Annotated in this window: 19 protein-coding genes; all 19 read left to right on the top strand. The window is 33.2% G+C overall.

Features of this window, described 5'->3' with window-relative positions; translation table 11 throughout:
- Window positions 1-39: 39 nt before the first annotated feature.
- The 19 genes from fliF (at window position 40) to flhA (ending at window position 18,919) form a co-directional block, all read left to right on the top strand.
- A complete protein-coding gene (fliF, locus tag IPK06_11485; GenBank protein MBK7980592.1) occupies window positions 40-1,581 on the top strand; it encodes a flagellar M-ring protein FliF in 1,542 nt (513 codons plus the stop codon).
- The gene (fliG, locus tag IPK06_11480) at window positions 1,571-2,617 is read left to right on the top strand and encodes a flagellar motor switch protein FliG (GenBank protein ID MBK7980591.1); all 1,047 of its coding nucleotides are present in this window, start codon (window positions 1,571-1,573) and stop codon (window positions 2,615-2,617) included. Before fliF ends, fliG begins: the two co-directional genes overlap by 11 nt.
- Window positions 2,610-3,266 carry a hypothetical protein gene (locus IPK06_11475; protein ID MBK7980590.1) on the top strand — a complete coding sequence of 219 codons (657 nt, stop codon included), beginning with the start codon at window positions 2,610-2,612 and terminating at the stop codon, window positions 3,264-3,266. Before fliG ends, IPK06_11475 begins: the two co-directional genes overlap by 8 nt.
- On the top strand, window positions 3,263-4,597 hold the full coding sequence (gene fliI, locus IPK06_11470; GenBank protein ID MBK7980589.1) for a flagellar protein export ATPase FliI: 1,335 nt from the start codon (window positions 3,263-3,265) through the stop codon (window positions 4,595-4,597). Before IPK06_11475 ends, fliI begins: the two co-directional genes overlap by 4 nt.
- Before the next feature lie 3 nt (window positions 4,598-4,600).
- On the top strand, window positions 4,601-5,032 hold the full coding sequence (gene fliJ / locus IPK06_11465; protein MBK7980588.1) for a flagellar export protein FliJ: 432 nt from the start codon (window positions 4,601-4,603) through the stop codon (window positions 5,030-5,032).
- Window positions 5,033-5,036: 4 nt separating this feature from the next.
- Window positions 5,037-5,576, top strand: a complete 540-nt coding sequence (locus IPK06_11460; protein ID MBK7980587.1) for a hypothetical protein — start codon at window positions 5,037-5,039, stop codon at window positions 5,574-5,576.
- Window positions 5,576-8,569, top strand: coding sequence for a flagellar hook-length control protein FliK (locus IPK06_11455; GenBank protein ID MBK7980586.1), 2,994 nt, complete (start codon window positions 5,576-5,578; stop codon window positions 8,567-8,569). Before IPK06_11460 ends, IPK06_11455 begins: the two co-directional genes overlap by 1 nt.
- Before the next feature lie 11 nt (window positions 8,570-8,580).
- Window positions 8,581-9,282: a flagellar hook capping protein gene (locus IPK06_11450; GenBank protein MBK7980585.1), complete on the top strand. Its 702-nt coding sequence runs from the start codon at window positions 8,581-8,583 to the stop codon at window positions 9,280-9,282.
- 9 nt (window positions 9,283-9,291) lie between these two features.
- A complete protein-coding gene (locus tag IPK06_11445; GenBank protein MBK7980584.1) occupies window positions 9,292-9,666 on the top strand; it encodes a flagellar protein in 375 nt (124 codons plus the stop codon).
- Window positions 9,667-9,768: 102 nt separating this feature from the next.
- Window positions 9,769-11,409, top strand: a complete 1,641-nt coding sequence (locus tag IPK06_11440; GenBank protein ID MBK7980583.1) for a flagellar hook-basal body complex protein — start codon at window positions 9,769-9,771, stop codon at window positions 11,407-11,409.
- A 215-nt stretch (window positions 11,410-11,624) separates the two neighbouring features.
- The gene (locus tag IPK06_11435; protein ID MBK7980582.1) at window positions 11,625-12,203 is read left to right on the top strand and encodes a flagellar basal body-associated FliL family protein; all 579 of its coding nucleotides are present in this window, start codon (window positions 11,625-11,627) and stop codon (window positions 12,201-12,203) included.
- Window positions 12,204-13,190 (top strand): flagellar motor switch protein FliM, encoded by a 987-nt coding sequence (gene fliM, locus IPK06_11430; GenBank protein MBK7980581.1) that lies wholly within the window; start codon window positions 12,204-12,206, stop codon window positions 13,188-13,190.
- 94 nt (window positions 13,191-13,284) lie between these two features.
- Window positions 13,285-13,647 carry a flagellar motor switch protein FliN gene (gene fliN / locus IPK06_11425; GenBank protein ID MBK7980580.1) on the top strand — a complete coding sequence of 121 codons (363 nt, stop codon included), beginning with the start codon at window positions 13,285-13,287 and terminating at the stop codon, window positions 13,645-13,647.
- Entirely contained in the window at window positions 13,647-13,991 is a 345-nt protein-coding gene (locus tag IPK06_11420) for a flagellar biosynthetic protein FliO (GenBank protein MBK7980579.1), read from the top strand. The genes fliN and IPK06_11420 overlap by 1 nt, the downstream gene beginning before the upstream one ends.
- A complete protein-coding gene (gene fliP, locus IPK06_11415) occupies window positions 13,988-14,749 on the top strand; it encodes a flagellar type III secretion system pore protein FliP (protein ID MBK7980578.1) in 762 nt (253 codons plus the stop codon). Before IPK06_11420 ends, fliP begins: the two co-directional genes overlap by 4 nt.
- Entirely contained in the window at window positions 14,750-15,019 is a 270-nt protein-coding gene (fliQ, locus tag IPK06_11410; protein MBK7980577.1) for a flagellar biosynthesis protein FliQ, read from the top strand.
- Entirely contained in the window at window positions 15,016-15,792 is a 777-nt protein-coding gene (gene fliR / locus IPK06_11405; GenBank protein MBK7980576.1) for a flagellar biosynthetic protein FliR, read from the top strand. Before fliQ ends, fliR begins: the two co-directional genes overlap by 4 nt.
- Entirely contained in the window at window positions 15,793-16,878 is a 1,086-nt protein-coding gene (flhB, locus tag IPK06_11400) for a flagellar biosynthesis protein FlhB (GenBank protein MBK7980575.1), read from the top strand. It begins immediately after the preceding gene.
- Between the two features lies 1 nt (window position 16,879).
- Entirely contained in the window at window positions 16,880-18,919 is a 2,040-nt protein-coding gene (flhA, locus tag IPK06_11395) for a flagellar biosynthesis protein FlhA (GenBank protein MBK7980574.1), read from the top strand.

Here is an 18,919-nt window from a genome sequence, read left to right as displayed (position 1 = left end):
GTTAATATTTTTAACAAATTAACAATTCAGCAGCGATTAATGCTTGGCGGAATTGGTGTTGTTGCCGTAATTCTTTTAATATTTATTTTAATTGCGTTTAATGAACCAAGTTATACAACATTATATTCCAACCTTGCGCCTGAAGAAGCATCGCAGGTAGTTGACTACTTAAATAACCAAAAAATTCAATACAAATTAGAAGATAACGGAAATACAATCAGTGTTCCCAAAACAGTTGTATACGAAGTACGTTTGGCTTTAGCCGGTAAAGGAATTCCTTCAACGGGCATGATAGGTTATGAGATTTTTGATAAAAATACAATCGGAATGTCTGAGTTCATGCAGAAGCTTAATTTTAAAAGAGCGCTTGAAGGAGAAATCGCAAGAACAATAATTCAACAGGAAGGAATAGAAAACGCGCGGGTTCATATTGTTACACCTGAAAAAGCAGTATTTAAAGATGATCAAAAAAAGGCGACCGCGTCGGTTGTTTTAAAATTAAGATCGAATTATACGCTTCCCGAAAGCAGCATTTTTGCTATTACAAATCTTGTTGCATCCAGTGTGGAAGGATTGGAAATCGGTAATGTAACAATTATTGATAATAAAGGAAGATTACTTTCGAAAAAACCGGAAGACAGCGAATTAGCTATAAATAGCGGCAAACAGTATGAAATTAAAAGCAGTGTGGAAAAATATCTTGAGAAAAAAGCTCAGACAATACTTGACAAAATTTTAGGATATGACAACTCTGATGTTAAAGTAAATGTTGAATTGGATTTTAATCAGCTTGAAAAAACTTTAGAAACAATTGATCCGGAATCACAAGTAGCGGTAAGCGAGCAGTCTTCCAAAAACACAAGCAACGGAAAAAGCGTAAGCGATTCAAACGCTGTTTATTCCGAATCAACTACAACCAATTATGAATTAAGCAAAACAATTGAACATATGATCGGCGGAACTGGCACAATTAAAAGAATAACGCTTGCCGCAGTTATAAACGGAGTAAAATCCGAAGTTCAAAATGGCGAAGAAACAACAATAGTAAACGAACCTAGATCGGAAGAACAATTGCAGCAATTGGAATTACTTTTAAAACAAGCAGTTGGAATTGATCCCACAAGAAACGATGAAATCTCAATAGTAAGTATTCCATTTGAAACAAATAATTTGGATTCGGAAGATGACGGCAGTTCGCCATTAGATAACATCGGTAATTATATGAATTATTTACTTCTGCTGATCGGGATACTTGGAGCCGCGTTTATTCTGAAATCGCTGCTCACAAAATTAAAAGAAGAAAAGATAATGATTGGAACAGTCGGCGGGGGCGTTGGAAGCTTTACGGATACTTCGTTTGAATCAAGGTTAGAAGCTCCTATTTGGGATCCCGGAACAGCGATTAAAAAGAGCAAAAAAAGTAAGAAAACTCATTTTGAAATGGGTGATATAGAAGATGAAATTTCTGATGAAGCGGTAATGAAAAAAATGAAGCAAGATAAGATTATAAATTATGTAAGTAAAAATCCGGCAGAAGCTGCAAAATTAATTAATTCATGGTTGAAAGAAGATGAGTACTAGTGAGCAATTAAAAAGTCCCGCAATTACAAAAAAAGATTTAAATGGAATTCAAAAATCAGCTTTGTTATTAATTGCGCTAAACGTTGAAACGGCTTCTCAAGTTTTTAAATATTTGGAACCGACGGATGTTGAAGCAATATCCGCTGAAATTTCAAAAGTTAAAAATATTCCGTCTCACATTGTTGAACAAGTTATTGATGACTATCATGATCTGGTTACAGCTCGTGAATATGTTCTGGAAGGCGGTTTAGAATATGCTCAGCAAGTTTTGGAAAAATCTTTCGGACTTTCCAAAGCGATGGAAGTTATTGAAAAGGTAAAAAATCTTACCACATTGCACGGCTTTGACGTACTTAAAAAAGCGGATTCAACTCAGCTTGTTAATTTCTTAAACAAAGAACATCCTCAAACCATCGCATTGATTTTATCGCATTTGAATCCCGATCAAACAGCACAGGCTTTGATTGAATTACCTGAAGATATTAGAACAGACGTAATTTATAGAATTGCAACCTTGGGCAAAATTTCTCCGCAAACACTTACGCAAATTGAAAAAGTTGTTGACGAGCTTGCCGGTTTCTCAATAAACCAAACAATGGGACAATTAGGCGGAACAAAAAGTGTAGCCAATATTCTTAATAGAATAAATGTTTCAATGAATAAAGAGATTATATCCGCAATTGAAACTAAAGATGAAGACGTTGCGTTTGAAATAAAAAGATTAATGTTCTTGTTTGACGATATAATTCATTTGCAAGATAGAGATATTCAAAGAATTCTTAAGGAAGTCGATAGAAAAGATTTAGCCTTATCGTTAAAAGTCGCGGAAGAAAGAGTTCAAGAAAAGGTATTTGGAAACATGTCTGAAAGAGCAGCAGATTTATTGAAAGAAGAATTACAGTTTATGGGTCCGGTAAAACTTAAAGAAGTTGAAGCCGCCCAAGGAAGAATTGTAGACGTAATTAAAAAGTTAGAAGAACAGGAAGAAGTAACAATCAGCTTTAGAGGCGGTGGTTCCGAAGAAGTATATGTCTGAGAAAATTCGGCTTAATATAAAAGCTCGTAATCTTAAAGCGGTAATTGCCCAAAAAGATGAGGAAAATAAAGCATTTTCCGATTACGCGGAATTTTTGGAAAAAGAGAAAATTGAAAATTCTCATAAAATTGAACTTGAAAACGAATATCAAAAAGGATTTGAACAAGGCAGACTAAAAGCCGCGGAAGAATTGAATGAAAAACAAAGCAAAGAATTGATTGAACAAGCGGAAGAATTTTATAAAATACTTAAATCGTTTGAGGATAATCAAAAATTTTACGAGAACAATTTTCATAAAACGGTAATTATGGTCTCTAATAAAATTGCGGAAAAAATATTAAGAAAAGAATTAGAACAGAAAAGTATAATCAATGAAATGCTTGAACAAAATTTAAGTAAAATTATTGGAGCAAATGAAATAACAATTAAGCTAAATCCTTCTGAATTTAAAATTGTTGAGAAAACAAGCAAAGAATTTTTAAGCAGTATCGGAATTTCAAAAATTAGATTTGAGACTTCTGACAGTATCAGCAAAGGCGGATGTTTAATTGAAACGGAAATTGGGAATTTGGACGCAAGAATTGAAAGTCAATTAAATGAAATAACTAAAGCATTAGAAAACAAAATACTAAAAACAGAAAATCTATGATAGATCTTTTGGAAAATATTACCGAGACTTATGCTCAAATAATCGATTCGACAGATTCCATAAAACTTAACGGAAAAGTAACGGATGTTATTGGATTTATTATTATTTCGGTCGGACCGAATGTTTCCTTGGGAGAAATTTGTACGATAATAGATAGAAACGGTAAAGAGATTTGTAAATCGGAAGTAGTTGGATTTAAAGACGGAAAAGTGCTTTCAATTGCTTTGGGTGAAATTCAAAATATCGCACCTTCATGCCAAATTGTTTCATCGGGAAAAAGTTTTACAATCGGTGTAAGCGATCAATTATTAGGAAGAGTAATTGACGGATTCGGTAATCCGATTGATGATAAAGGCGAAATAAATTTTTCAATATTTAAAAATACACATAGAGAACCGCCGAATCCTTTAACAAGAAAAAGAATAGACACAGCGCTTCAAACAGGTGTAAGAGCAATAGACGGACTTTTAACAGTTGGTAAAGGACAAAGAGTTGGAATATTTGCCGGCAGCGGAGTTGGTAAAAGTGTAATGCTCGGCATGATAGCCAGAAACACAACCGCGGATATAAGCGTAATTATTCTTGTGGGTGAACGAGGCAGAGAAGTTAGAGAATTTATTGAAAAAGATTTGGGAGAAGAAGGTTTAAAAAGATCGGTAATTGTTGTTGCCACAAGCGATAAGCCTTCGCTGGCAAGAATTAAAGCCGCGTATATTGGAACAACTATTGCGGAATATTTCCGCGATCAAGGAAAAGATGTTGTTTTGATGATGGATTCCGTAACACGATTTGCCCATGCGCAAAGAGAAGTTGGTATTACAATCGGTGAACCGCCAACGACAAAAGGCTATACTCCTTCTGTATTTGCCGTGCTTCCAAAATTATTGGAAAGAGCAGGAACTTCAACAAAGGGAAGTATAACGGGATTCTATACGGTTTTAGTCGACGGTGATGATATGACAGATCCTATTGCCGACAGCGTAAGATCTATTTTGGACGGACATTTTGTACTATCGAGAAAGTTAGCAAACAAAGGACAGTTTCCTGCAATTGATCCATTGCAAAGCATAAGCAGAGTTATGCCGGATATAATTCCTGATGACCATAGAAAACGAGCTTTGGAATTTAATGAAATTCTTTCTTCATACAATGAAGCTGAGGATTTAATAAATATTGGTGCGTACGTAAAAGGGAGCAATCCGCAAATTGATCATGCTTTAAGCAAAATATCCGGTTTAAGAACATACTTAAAACAAGATATTAAAGAAGGAGCTTCCTACTCAGATACGGTTAAAAAACTTTATAATTTAATTGAAAAACCTTTGGGATGATAGTTGACAAAATTCAAATATAAATTTGAAACAATTAAAGAAATAAAGGAAAGATTCGAAAAGATTGTAATGAAAGAACTTTCTGTTATCAATTTGGAAATAGAAAGGATAAAAAAAGAAATTGAAAACCTTAAGCGGGAATTATGGGAAACTAAATCAAAGAAACTTAAGAAGAGTTCAATTAAAATGAACGAATTGCAATTTTATTCCAAACATGAAAATTTTATTGAGCGGCAAATTAATATTTTGAAGAAAGATTTGGCTAAAAAGAATATAGAAAAAGAAAACAAAGTGAAAGAATTAATTAAAAAATCTAAAGAGACAAAAACTTTTGAAAAACTTGAAGAAAAGCATAGAGCGGAATTTTTCAAGTCTCAAGATAAACTTGAGCAGATAGAATTAGACGAAATTGCTGTTAAAGAATTTAATAGGTAAAAAAGTGAAAAACATTATCATTTATGCTGTTTTGTTTAGTGCCGCTTTTATAGGCACCACAATTGGAATTTATACTTACAACAATAAATATGTTGATATGTTCAAATTTGACTTTAGGGAAAAAGCTGTTGTTGAACAAGCTCTGCAGGATAGTTTGGCAAAAATCACGTCGGATAGTTTAGCTGTTGCAGATAGTCTAAAATTACAAAACGCGGATTCTATTGCGGTTAAAGATACAACCGTAAATAAAGTTGATTCTACTTTAATCAATCAGTATGAACAAAAAATTTCCGAAAAGGAAAAAGAAATAGAATCGCTTAAAAATAAAATGACGCAAAAGAACAGCGCTAAATATCAAGATTGGTTAAAAAAGACGATTAAATTATATGAAGCGATGGAAGCTACAAAAGCCGCGGAATATATTAAATCAATGTCGGAAGATGAAGCTAGAGATATTATATATTCTATGAAGCAGAAAAAAGCGGCAGAAATACTTTCGAAATTAGATACCGAAAAAGTTCAAAGACTAACAAAGGCGGAATAATGATTTTCAATCCATTATATTTCAGCGAAACGGGCAGCAGCAAAATGTTAGTTGCAAAACCCGGAAAATTATCCAACAATAAATATTTGTTCTCGGATATTGTAAAAGTCGTAATGAATTCAGAAAGAGAGCAGAAAAAATTATTGGAGACAGATCTTCAAGAAATTGTAAAGAATCAATTGCCGTCGATAGCGGGAATTGAAAACTCAAGTACGCAAATTAAGTGCACAGAACTTTCCGAAAAGGATAATGAAAAAGTAAAACTTGATCTTGCCGACATATTGCCTCCGGATATCGCGCATTTACTTGTCAGCGAAAATGTTGTGTTAAATCAAGATCAAATTATATCATACATAAGCAAAGAACCGCTCAGCGGAGAATTGGAAAACTTTATAAATAATTTAGTTGGTCAGGATGTTATAAAAGAGAACCTAACCGAAAATACCGGATTGTTTCTTCATTTGGAGGACGTAAAATCAGCGGTAAATATTGAATTATCAAAAGAAGCGGATACTAAACAAACCGGTGAAAAAGTAATTGTTCAAACTTTGGTTGTTCCGGAAAAGTCGAGGCTTATGTCATTATTTAGTAACAAAGAAAACCCGGCTATGTCAAATTCATCGGAAAAAGCTGTATTTGATTTTCCGGCAAACAATTTTGTAAATGAAATTCAAAATTCTGATCAAGAATCCTTTAAACCAACGCTTTCAGTATTTTCATTTAAAAATGAAGAACAAACTTCAAAGCCTTTAATTGGTGAAAATAAGGATAACTTAAAATTTCAGTTAATTAATTCAAATTTAGTCGCGTCAATTAAAAATGATTATTCAATTAAAATACCTCTTGAGAAAATAAGTTTTGTTCCAAGTGAACAAAAGGTGAGCAATACAGAAGTTAATAATTCTACCGGTGATTCTAAATTTATTTCTTTGATCTCGAATTTAAATTCCACTGTCGAAAAAACATCGGAAAATGACTTTAGCGTAAGTAAAATAACAATTGTGAAGAAACAAGATAATTTGGTTGACGAAGTAATTCAAAAAAATAAAAACAGCGAAAACAGAATTACGCCCGACTTGAGAAAAATTAATATGAGCGAGATTTATAAATCCGATAAAGTGGAATTTAGATTGCTGAAAAATATTCTCAATAATTCTGAAGCAGGTTTGAAATTAACCGCGATAAATTCCAATGTGAATTTAAATAAATCAACAGAATTAAAGGATGAACTGTTTTCCAAAAGTAATCTTAGAGTAATTAATAATAATTCGACTGCCGAAAATTCAAAAGCAGCGTCTGCGAATTCCGAAAACCAGAAGTCTGAAAAAACAATAAATGATAGCGCAATTTATAAATCGAACCTAATAAAAAATATTTCATTAAATAATCAGGAAACAAAACCGGGAAAAGAAACAAATCGACTATTTGAACCGGCAAAGCAAGAATTATCTGAAGTCAAAAGTATATTAAACACATCGGAAAAAAATGAAATAAAAACAGATCCTTCCATTGATAAAAAATTACAGATAAATAATAAAATTGAAGTTATATCTGATAACAAAACTGAAATTAAGGCTTATAATAAAGCTGAAATAAAAGCAGAAAATAAAACAATCAGTAAAGATCAATCCGGCGAAATAAAATCAATTGTAAATGAATCTGTCTTAAATGAAGAAAATAAAAATGTAAAAGAAATTAAAAACACTTCGGCAAAAGTTGTAATTCCGGAATTGGAAAAAATTAAGGAAACAAAAAGCGATTTGAAAATACTTAAGACAGAAATCAATGCGGATAAACAAGTTGATAACGTTAAGAATATTAAAAATGAAAAATCGGAAAATAAAATCGCGCTAGATGAAAACAAAATTGAAATGCCAAAAAATACAAAAACGGAAAAGTTAGAAGTAAAAGAATCAAAACCCATTGATGAATTGAGAAAACCGGAATTAAAAACTAACGATGAAAAAGTGATAATTAAAAACCAATATGAATCTCAGCGAAATGTACATAATAAAAATGTAAAAGATGAAAATATCACCGTTAGAAAAAATGATGAAAAAGTTATAGAAGTTAAACCAACTGAATTAAAGAGCGAAAGCAAGATATACGCTTTTGAAAAAAATGATCAAAAGGATGTAAAAATAACGGTTAAGAATGAAAATTCAGAAGTGAAAAAAAGTGTTGTTGATAACGTAAATGAAATTGTAATAAAAGATAAAACCGAAGCGGTTAAAAAAGAAGAAAATAATGTAACTGAAAAAGCGTCAAAATTGTATGGACTTCCAATTGAAGAAAAACAAAAAATATCCGTAAAAGTAAAAAGCGGAATTAAAAATGTTTCTGATAAAAATGAAGAAATAAGTACGGTGAAATCAAATAAAGTTGAGTCAGAAAAAGTCGAGACAAAGGAAGATACGAAACACAATTTATCCGAAAGCTTCAAACAATCTTCAGCAAATTCGGAAAAAATAATAAATAAAGTTCATCATGAAGCAAATTTTGATTCCCTAATTAAAGATGAACTTAAAAAAGATTTTGAACTTACAAATAAATCTTCATTAGAGTATGAGACGTTAAAAGCGCATAAAGCGGTTAAATCAACGGAAATAATAAAAGAGCTTAGCAAATTCATTTCAAATCAGGAAAAAGGAAGTCTGACGTTTGATATCAAACCTGAAAGTCTTGGTAAAATGAAGATCACTTTATCAACCGTTGAAAACGCGCTTAAAGCGTCAATTGAGGTAGAAAACGAACAGGCAAAAACCCTGGTTGAAAAAAATCTTGATAAGCTGCAAGAGGAATTATCAAAAACCGGAATACAATTAAATTCACTTAATATTTCATTGGGTCAGCCAAAAAATAACAAGGGTGAAAAACGCTCTGTTTCAAAAAACAATTCAAATGAAAATCAATATGAAACGGAAAACATTGAATATAATGAAGACAAAAAATCTAAATCGTTAGGCTACAATACTTATGAATATATAGCATAGGAGAAAATTAAATGATTGACGGTATTACAACAAAAGCATCAACAGCGGCAACAACTTCGACTGCAGAATACGCAACTGAAAGCAACAGCGCGCTGGACAAAGACGCGTTTTTACAATTGATGATAGCTCAAATGAAAAATCAAGATCCGCTGGAGCCGATGGACGGTTCCGATTATTCCGCACAGCTTGCTCAATTCAGTTCGCTTGAGCAGTTAAAGAATATTAACGACAGCTTAAACAACAGTATTGACGCGAATTATCTTCTTACACAATCCGTAAATAATACTATGACGGCAACGTTGATTGGCAAAAATGCTAAAATTGCCGGAGATACAATTAATTACGCGGGACAAGATAAAACAACCTTTGGTTATGAATTGCCGGCAAATGCTGGTGATTTAAAAGTTGTGGTAAAAAATTCATCGGGCGGAGTAGTAAAAGAATTTAATGATCTTGAAAAAACTGAAGGTATCTATAAACTTGATTGGGATTTTACCGATAATAATGGAAACAAAGTTACCGAAGGTGATTATACTTTTGAATTAACGGCTACAACTCTAAATGATGAAGATATGACAGTAGCTCAATATTTAATAGGTACAATTGACGGTGTAAGATTCGGAAGTTCGGGAACAACTTTACTGATAAACGATCAAGAATATTTGGTTTCAGATGTATTTGAAATTTTGGATAATCAACAAAAATCTAAATAAAGGTGATTTATGGCAAATATGATTAATGGAATAAATGTTCCTTTTATTCCAATAGTTAAGCCAGAACATCCCGCTAACAATATTAAAGAAGGTAGTTCCAGTTTTGATTCAATTTTCAAAACGGAGTTAGAAAAATTAAAATTTTCTAATCATGCTTCAAAAAGAATTGAATCAAGAGAATTGGAATTATCGAATGAAGATATGAATAAATTGCAGAATGCCGTTCAAAAAGCGGAAGCCAAAGGGGCAAAAGATTCTTTGGTTATGATGAATAATAAAGCGTTCATCGTTAATATTCCTAACAAAACAGTTATTACGGCAATGAATGTTGAAAAAAGCAATGAAAATATTTTCACAAATATTGACAGCGTAGTTTTTGCATAATTAAATAACTAAATAAATTGGGCGGGACCTTCATAGGACGCCCTGGTTCAACTGACCGACTGATGTTGAATCATACATTAAAATAATCCTTAGGAGGTTAAGATGTCTCTTATTAATTCCTTATTCGCCGGAGTTTCCGGTATCAGAAATCACCAATCAATGCTTGATGTTATCGGCAACAATATTGCTAACGTAAACACAATTGGTTACAAAGGCAGCCGTGTTACATTCAGCGATACTTTTAACCAATTCATCCGATATGGTACAAATCCAACTGATACAGCCGGCGGTACAAACACTTTTCAAGTTGGATTAGGAATGAAACTTAATTCTGTTGATAGAAACTGGAACCAAGGCACATTTGAAAGAACAGGTATTACAACCGATTTGGCATTACAGGGTGACGGTTTATTTGTGCTTAAGAAAAACGGCGAAACATTTTATTCAAGAGCCGGCGCGTTTATTTTTGATGCCGATGGTCAATTGGTAAATCCGCAGAATGGAGCAATTGTGCAAGGTAAAGTAGCAACGGAAGACGGAACAGTTCCTCCCGGAAATAACCTTGAAAATATTGTAATTGATTCAAAATTAAGATTGCCCGCAGTACCTACAACCGATGTGGTTTGGGATGGAAATCTTGACAGTACTTCATCAATGACACGTTCCGAAGAATTTCTTCAAACCGGAAATTTACAGAATAATGTCGCAGTTGGCGCCGAACAAGCCAGCAGTGCAACAGTTTATGATGATTACGGTAATGAATATTCTTTAAATACAAGTTATGTTAAAACCGCAGCCAATACTTATGATATGACTTATGAATTGGTTGACAGTGAGGGAAATCCGACTTCTCCCGCAATAGGACCAACAACCGTTGAAGTTGAATTTGATCCGACTTCTGGAGAAATGACGACATTAGGTGGAGCAGCGCCTACTGATATAAATATAGTTGAGCCAACATTAGGAATTAATTTTAATTTTAATCCCACAGCCGTAAAAGAAGGCGCTACAAAAACTTTAAGTTCGGTTGTTGACAGTAATAGAAAACCGACTTTAGTTTCAGGTACTGTATCTATATTTGATTCTTTGGGAAATGCTCATACAATGACGTTGAAATTTACTAAGGTCGCCGATAATAACTGGAAGTGGGTAACAGATGTTCCCGCATCAAGCGGTACATTAGCCGGAAGCGAAGGAACAATTTCATTTAATTCAGATGGATCAATCGCTTCAATCGCGCCGAATCCGCCGGTATTGACTTTTTCACCGATCGGAGGAGCTTCACAAGAAAATATCGAATTAAATCTTGGAGAAGGTTTTGAAGGAATTACTCAAATTTCAGGTAGTTCGGTAGTTTCCGCGGCATCACAAAATGGTTCGGCAGCTGCATCTTTAGCAAATATCAGTATCGATCAATACGGTTATATTGAAGGTGTTTTTACAAACGGACAATCAAGAAAATTAGCTCAGATTTTGGTATCAACATTTCCCAATAGAAACGCGTTGACAAGTGTCGGCGAAAACATGTACACTGTTTCCGCAAACGCCGGCGAACCATATATTAGTGAACCCGGAGAATCAAGCAATACAACAATTCAATCCGGAGCGCTGGAACAATCGAACGTAGATCTATCTGAAGAATTTACAAGAATGATAGTTTCGCAAAGAGGTTTCCAAGCAAATTCCAGAGTAATTACCGTATCGGATACCTTGCTTCAGGAAATAACAAATTTAGTTAGATAGTAAAAATTATTAGGTTTGGGGATCATACTTGATCCCCAAAATTTATAACTCCATAAATAAGAATAAATTTTTAGAATTGGGCAAGTGGTCAATATTCTACAATTGTAAAAGTTAATTCCCTTCAAAAAAGCGCATTTTAGGCATTCTGCTTAAGTTTTTCTCCTTTATTTAATGGCATACCAATTGAAATTATTATTAAAAATTGGAGATGAATAATGGCTGATGAAGAAGCAAAAAAAGAAGCAAAAGCTGAAAAACCCGCAAAAAAAGGTTTTAATATAAAGGTTATTTTATTCGGACTTCCGCTATTTATTGTTCAATTGGTATTAGTCTATTTTATAACAGCTAATTTTTTAGTAAAGAGCGCCTCGGAATCTCATAAAAATTCTGAAGGTGAACAAGTTGAAAATTCGGACTCATCGGAATCTGAAGATACGGAAGAATCAGAAAGTTCTGAAGAATCTGAAGGGGAAGAAGGTAAAGGTAAAAGCCCGGTACAAATTTTTAGCATAGATGACTTGATAATTAACCCAGCGGGAACAAGCGGACAAAGATTATTGCTTCTTTCTGTTGGATTCGGCGTTTCTAATGAAGAAAAAGTAACAATGCTTAAAGAAAATGAAATTGTAATTAAAGATTTAATTTTAAATTCGATGTCCCAAAAGTCGTTAGCGGAACTTAGCAGAGTTGAATTAAAAGATTCATTGAAAATAGAAATTATGGGTCAGGTTAACAAACTATTGCCCAAAGCAAAAATTAAAAATGTGTATTTCAGTAAATATGTGATAAACTAAATGGCAGAAGTACTATCGCAACAAGAAATAGACGCGCTCTTAAACAGCGCTGATTCAGGCTCTTCAAAAACAGAACTTGAAAACCTAAAATTGGAAAAGGAAGTTATTCCTTTCGATTTTAGGCTGCCTAATCGTATTTCTAAAAATCAGCTTAGAACTATCCACAATATAAACGAAAACTTTGCGGAAATGTTCAGCTCTTTTTTGATGTCAAAACTTCAAACAATTGTAAATTGTAATGTAACTTCAGTCGACCAAATCTATTATTCGGAATATGTTCTTTCTGTTTCTAATCCTGCATGCTTATTTACATTTGATATTAACCAAACAGATATAAAGGGCATTTTGGAATTCAGTTCCGAATTTGCTCTTACCTTAGTTGATAGATTATTGGGCGGAAATGGAAAAGGAACGAAAAACTCTCAAGTTATTACTCCAATTGAACAAAAAGTTTTAGAAGTAGTAATTAATAAAATTCTAAGTGATTTAGGCAAAGCCTGGCAGATAATCGGCGATTATACCTTTAAAATTGATAAATTTGAACCGGATATTGATTTTGTACAAATTACATCTCAAAGTGAAAGCGTACTGCTTATTACTTTTGAAGTTCATTTCGGAGAGCAAAGTTATATGATGAATTTGTGCTTTGCGACTTACGCATTCGACACAATTCTATCAAAACTATCAAATCAGAATTTATCATCAATTAGACCTATTAAATATCAAGGTACAACCGCCCAGAATATTTTAACGGAACATTTAAAGAAAACCGAACTAAATCTAGAAGTTGAATTCGGGAAATCATCAATATCATTCAGTCAGTTGTTAAAATTAAAATTAGGGGATGTTGTTTTATTAAATTCTCAAGTCGGCGACGAAGTAAAAGTCAGCGTAGAAAAGAAACACATGTTTTATGGAGTTTCCGGAGTTGTTAATAATCATAAAGCTGTTAAGATTACAAAAAAGGTAGATAAAAGGAAAAACTAAAATGGCAAATAATTTAGAGAACAATTCAAAAAAGTCTGAAGATCTAGAACTTAAAGGTCACGTGGATATGAGCGAAGAAGAGGCTGAAGCTCAGATGTTAGCTGCCTTGGAAACTGCTAATAACGAATCTTCTGTAAACGCAAGTATCGCGGACTTTCCGAAATTCAATGAATCCAGGAAAAAAAGTTTTTTTGAAGACGATAAACTTGAATTTCTAAAAGATCTTCAGCTGAATGTTTACATTGAACTTGGCAGAACCAAAATGGAGATCAAAGATATATTGGAATTGGAAAGAGGATATGTAATTGAATTGGAAAAATTGGCGAGCGAACCGGTTGATGTATTTGTTAATAATAAAAAAATTGCTGAAGGGGAAGTTGTAGTTATTGATAAGCATTTCGGCATAAGAATAACAAGTCTATTAGAAACTTCGGAAAGATTACAAGGTGTTAAATAGTGAAAACTTGGGATATTATTCAAATATTTGTAATTCTTGCCGTAATGGCGGGAATAATGTACGGACTATTATTTTTAGTAAAAAAATATTTATATACTTTCGATAAAAATGGAAAAAACAATTCTAAAATTAAAATTATTTCTACTCAGACAATTCTACCAAAAAAATTTGTTTCCGTAATCCAATTTAATAATAATGTTTATTTGTTGGGCATAAGCGAGCAATCTGTAAATCTTATAGATAAGATTGATGAAACAATATTTAATCAGGAAAGTATCGAAAACTCTGAGAAGCCAAAACCCAATTTTTTAAGCTTATTAAAAACCAACATGGGCTTAAAATGAAAAAAATAGCCCTATTATTAATTTTGTTGATTTCGGTTTCTTCTTTTGAGCAAAATATTTACGCACAAAGCGCGCAGTCAATTACCATACCAAGTATAGGCGTCAACGTAGGATCATCCGATAAGCCGGAAGATTTAGCGGTAACTTTACAATTATTGCTGCTGCTAACAATTTTATCTTTAGCTCCTTCTATTTTAATAATGACTACTTCTTTTTTAAGAATAATTATTGTATTTAATTTTCTTAAAACAGCTCTTGGAACACAGCAAATGCCGCCTAACCAGCTTTTGGCCGGAGTCGCGTTGTTCATCACATTTTTTGTAATGACTCCAACATGGAACGAATTTAACGATAAAGCTTTACAGCCTTATTTAGATAAAAAAATAACCGTAAAAGAAGCTTATGAAAAAGGTATAGAGCCGATCAGCACTTTCATGCTTAGAAATACGAGACCCGAAGAATTAAAATTTTTCATTCAGCTTGCAGATATGCCGCAGCCGAAAAATCATAAAGATCTTCCTATACACGTATTGATTCCTGCATTTGTTTTAAGCGAATTAAGAGCTGGATTTATTATTGGATTCTTTTTATTCATTCCGTTTGTAATGGTTGATATGATAGTTTCAAGTATTTTAATGTCGATGGGAATGATGATGCTGCCGCCAATGATGATTTCTATGCCATTTAAAATACTTCTTTTTGTTTTAGTCGATGGCTGGAGCCTGGTAATTGGATCAATAGTAAGAGGAATAAATTAAATGTCTTTAGATTTAGTTATAGAAATTCTCAGCGAAGCTTTCTTTGCCGTACTAATAATTCTACTTCCAATATTGGGATCAGGATTGATAGTTGGAGTAATAATTTCAATTTTTCAAGCAGCGACCTCAATACAAGAATCAACGTTAACATTTGTTCCTAAATTAATTATTACGGCAGTAACGATAATTATTGCTTTACCTTTTATTACAGATAAGATGATTTCGTTTACGCACAAAATATTTAATCTAATTGAAACGGTGGTAAAATGACGTCGTTATTAATTTCGGATTTTTTAACCGGACTTATGATATTTGTAAGAATTGGCGCGATGTTCCTTTTTGCGCCCTTGTATAGCAATACCGCGATTCCGAATTTATTGAGATTGTCACTTGCTTTGGTCGTTACATATATAGTCTTCTTTAATGTATCCTCATATCCATTTAAGGAAACCGATAGTTTAATTTATATAGCAATTTTCGCGATTAAAGAAGCAATGGTTGGAATTACAATGGCATTTGTAATAAGCATAGTTTTTCAAGGTATTTCATTTGCCGGATTGCTAGTAGGCAGGGATATGGGTTTAGCGATGTCTTCTATGTTTGATCCTGTTACTGGAGATGATGGAAATATTATCGCAACATTGCTTTCAATGGCGGCGGTAATAGTTTTCATTTTAATAGACGGACATCATTTTATAATTGAATCAATTGCGTATTCATTTAAAGTAATTCCGCTCGGCGGATTTAAAATCACGCAAAGCGCTTTGGATTTAATAATAAAATTCAGCGGAAGCATTTTTATTCTTGCAATAAAAATATCATCACCAATTTTGGTCGCGTTCTTTTTAATACACTTGGCAAGCGCAATAATTGCAAGAGTAAGCCCTTCTTTCCAAGTGTTCTTCGTACTGCTTCCTTTAAAAATTGGTTTGGGATTATTTCTGGTTGCATTGGTAATGCCTTTATATATATACTTATTTAGAACATTGATCTATGATTACGAAAATAAACTTTTTGAAATTGTAAAAGCGTTGGCTAATTAAATGGCAGAATTAGACGGACAAGAAAAAACCGAACAAGCAACCGGAAAAAGACTTCAGGATAGCAGAAACAAAGGTGTTGCTCCTAAAAGTCAAGAGTTGAATTCACTCGCTGTGTTCACTACTGGTTTGCTGATATTATTTTTTACCAAAGAATATTTGGGCGGTAAATTATGGGAAATAAGCGTTTATATTTTCTCATCACTAGACACGTTAAGTTTAAGTATGGACGTTTTAAGTATGTACGCGATAAAGGGATTAACATTTTTTGTAATGTCAATGATGCCGGTTTTTCTCGGAATAATAGTTATATCGCTGGCTGTAGGTTACGGACAAGTCGGATTTAGATTTACACCTAAAGCGCTCGAACCAAAATTTTCAAAATTAGATCCAATCAAAGGTTTTAAAAATAATTTTTTAACTACTCGTCCATTAGTTGAAACATTAAAATCAATTGTGAAGTTAAGCGCGATTGGAATATTTTCATATATTTTTCTTTCAGACATGGTTCTTAATTCGATTGGTTTGGTGAATTTTACAATTCAGGAAATTGTAAACTACACAATTGAAAATTCAATAGATTTTATTTGGCGAGTTACGTTAGTATATATTGTAATCGCTTTTTCCGACTTTGCATATCAAAAGTTCAAACATAAAAAAGATATGATGATGACAAAGCAGGAGGTTAAAGAAGAGCATAAACAAACCGAAGGCGATCCAATTATTAAATCTCAAATAAGAAGCAAACAATTTGAAATGGCAAGAAAAAGAATGCTTGATGACGTGCCGAAGGCGGATGTGGTAATTACAAACCCTACTCACTTTGCCGTAGCGTTAAAATATGATATTGGAAAAAGTGCCGCACCAAAAGTTGTCGCTAAAGGTCAGGATCTTTTGGCTCAAAAAATTAAAGAAATCGCGAAGAAAAATAATGTGCCTTTGCATGAAGACGTTCAACTGGCAAGAGCATTATACAAAGCGTGCGAAGTTGGTCAAGAAATTCCTGAAACATTATTTAAAGCTGTCGCGCAAATATTGGCTTATATATTCAAATTAAAAAATGAAAGTAAAAAGAGAAGCATAATCTAACATGAAAAGCATTCTTAAAAATACCGACATAATTTTCGCGTTTGGAATTATTTTCATTCTTGGTTTGATGGTTATTCCATTGCCGGCTTTTCTTTTGGATTTTTTCTTAGCTCTCAATATTACCTTAGCGATATTAATTTTAATTGCGTCGTTATATATAAATTCACCTCTTGAAATTTCCGCTTTCCCCGGCTTGTTATTGGTTTTAACAATTTTCAGACTTTCGTTAAATATTAGTTCTACAAGACTAATATTAATTGACGGATATGCCGGAGAAGTAATTGAAACTTTTGGAAATTTTGTTGTAGGCGGAAGTTACATTGTTGGATTTATTGTTTTCTTAATTTTAGTGATAATACAATTCATGGTAATTGTTAAAGGTTCTGGAAGAATTTCGGAAGTTGCGGCAAGGTTTACCTTGGATGCTATGCCGGGTAAGCAAATGGCAATTGACGCCGATCTAAACAGCGGCATAATTACCGAAGTTGAAGCTAGAAGCAGAAGAAGTGATATTTCACGTGAGGCAGAATTCTTTGGTTCTATGGACGGAGCTTCCAAATTTGTAAAAGGTGACGCGATTGCCGGACTTATTATAAATGCGATTAATATTGTCGGTGGAATTTTAATTGGAGTATTTCAAAAAGATCTTTCAATTGTAGACGCATTGCAGACTTATACAATTCTTACAATAGGTGACGGTTTAGTTTCTCAGGTTCCTGCATTATTAATTGCGACGGCTGCAGGTATGGTTGTTACTAAGAATTCCGGCGGAAAATCTTTAGACAGTCAAATGCGTACTCAGCTTTTATCAAATCCAAGAGTTTTAGGTACGGTTGCGGGCACTGTATTAATGTTTTCCATTATTCCCGGAATGCCTACAATTCCTTTTCTTATGTTAGGCGGCGGTTTAACGGCGGCAACGTTTTTTGTAAATAAAAATAAAAAAACCGAACTTCTTTCGGAAACTGCTAATGTTGAATCTACGAAAGAAGAAAAAGAGGAAAAAGTTGAAGGTTATTTGCAAGTTGATCCGGTTGAAGTTGAAATTGGTTATGGACTTATTTCACTCGTTGACGATACTCAAGGCGGAAACTTATTCCAAAAAATATCATCTACTAGAAAATTTGTAGCGCTTGAATTTGGCGTACTTGTACCACCTGTTAGAGTACGAGACAATCTGCAGCTAAAACCAAATGAATACATCATAAAAATTAAAGGAAATATTGTAGCACAATATGAAATATACGCCGATAGATATTTAGCAATGAATTCAGGAAACCTAAGTGAAAAATTAAGCGGTATACCAACTAAAGATCCCGCATTCGGATTGGACGGATATTGGGTTTCGGACCAGGAAAAAGATAAGGCAGAATTAGTTGGCTATACTGTTGTTGACGCAGTATCGGTTTTATCAACACATTTACAGGAAACAATTAAGAAGAATTTTGATAAGATATTAACACGTCAATCTGTTAAACAATTATTGGAAAATTTAAAACAGGAATATCCTGCAGTAATAGAAGATATAAGTCCGGAAACTTTACCACTTGGATCAATCCAAAAAGTACTGCAGAATTTATTGAAGGAATTAGTGCCGATAAAAGATTTGGTACAGATTTTAGAATCGCTAATTGATTATTCTAAAGTAACGAAAAATATTGAAGTACTTACTGAATATGTAAGACATTCGCTTGGCGATACTATCGCGGCGCTTTACAAAGATAGTCATAATATAATTCATGCCGCTGCTATCGGCGAAGGTCTTGAAGAATACATCACTAATTCATTATCTAAGCAGGGAGACGCGACCCATACTTTAGGATTAACTCCCGATATGTTAAATTCATTAAATAATTCTATAATAAATTTAACCGGAAAGTTTAAAAAACTTGGCTATTTGCCAATCTTTATTACATCAGCTACAATTAGACCTTATTTATTCAGATTGATAAATTCATCATTCCCTGATGTTGTTATTTTATCATTTACAGAATTACCTGCAAATATTGAAGTTGAATTTATTGGAAAATTAGAGGCTTAG

It is taken from the genome of Ignavibacteriota bacterium, assembly GCA_016713565.1.
GTDB lineage: Bacteria > Bacteroidota > Ignavibacteria > Ignavibacteriales > Melioribacteraceae.
This window is presented reverse-complemented; position numbering and strand designations above follow the sequence as displayed.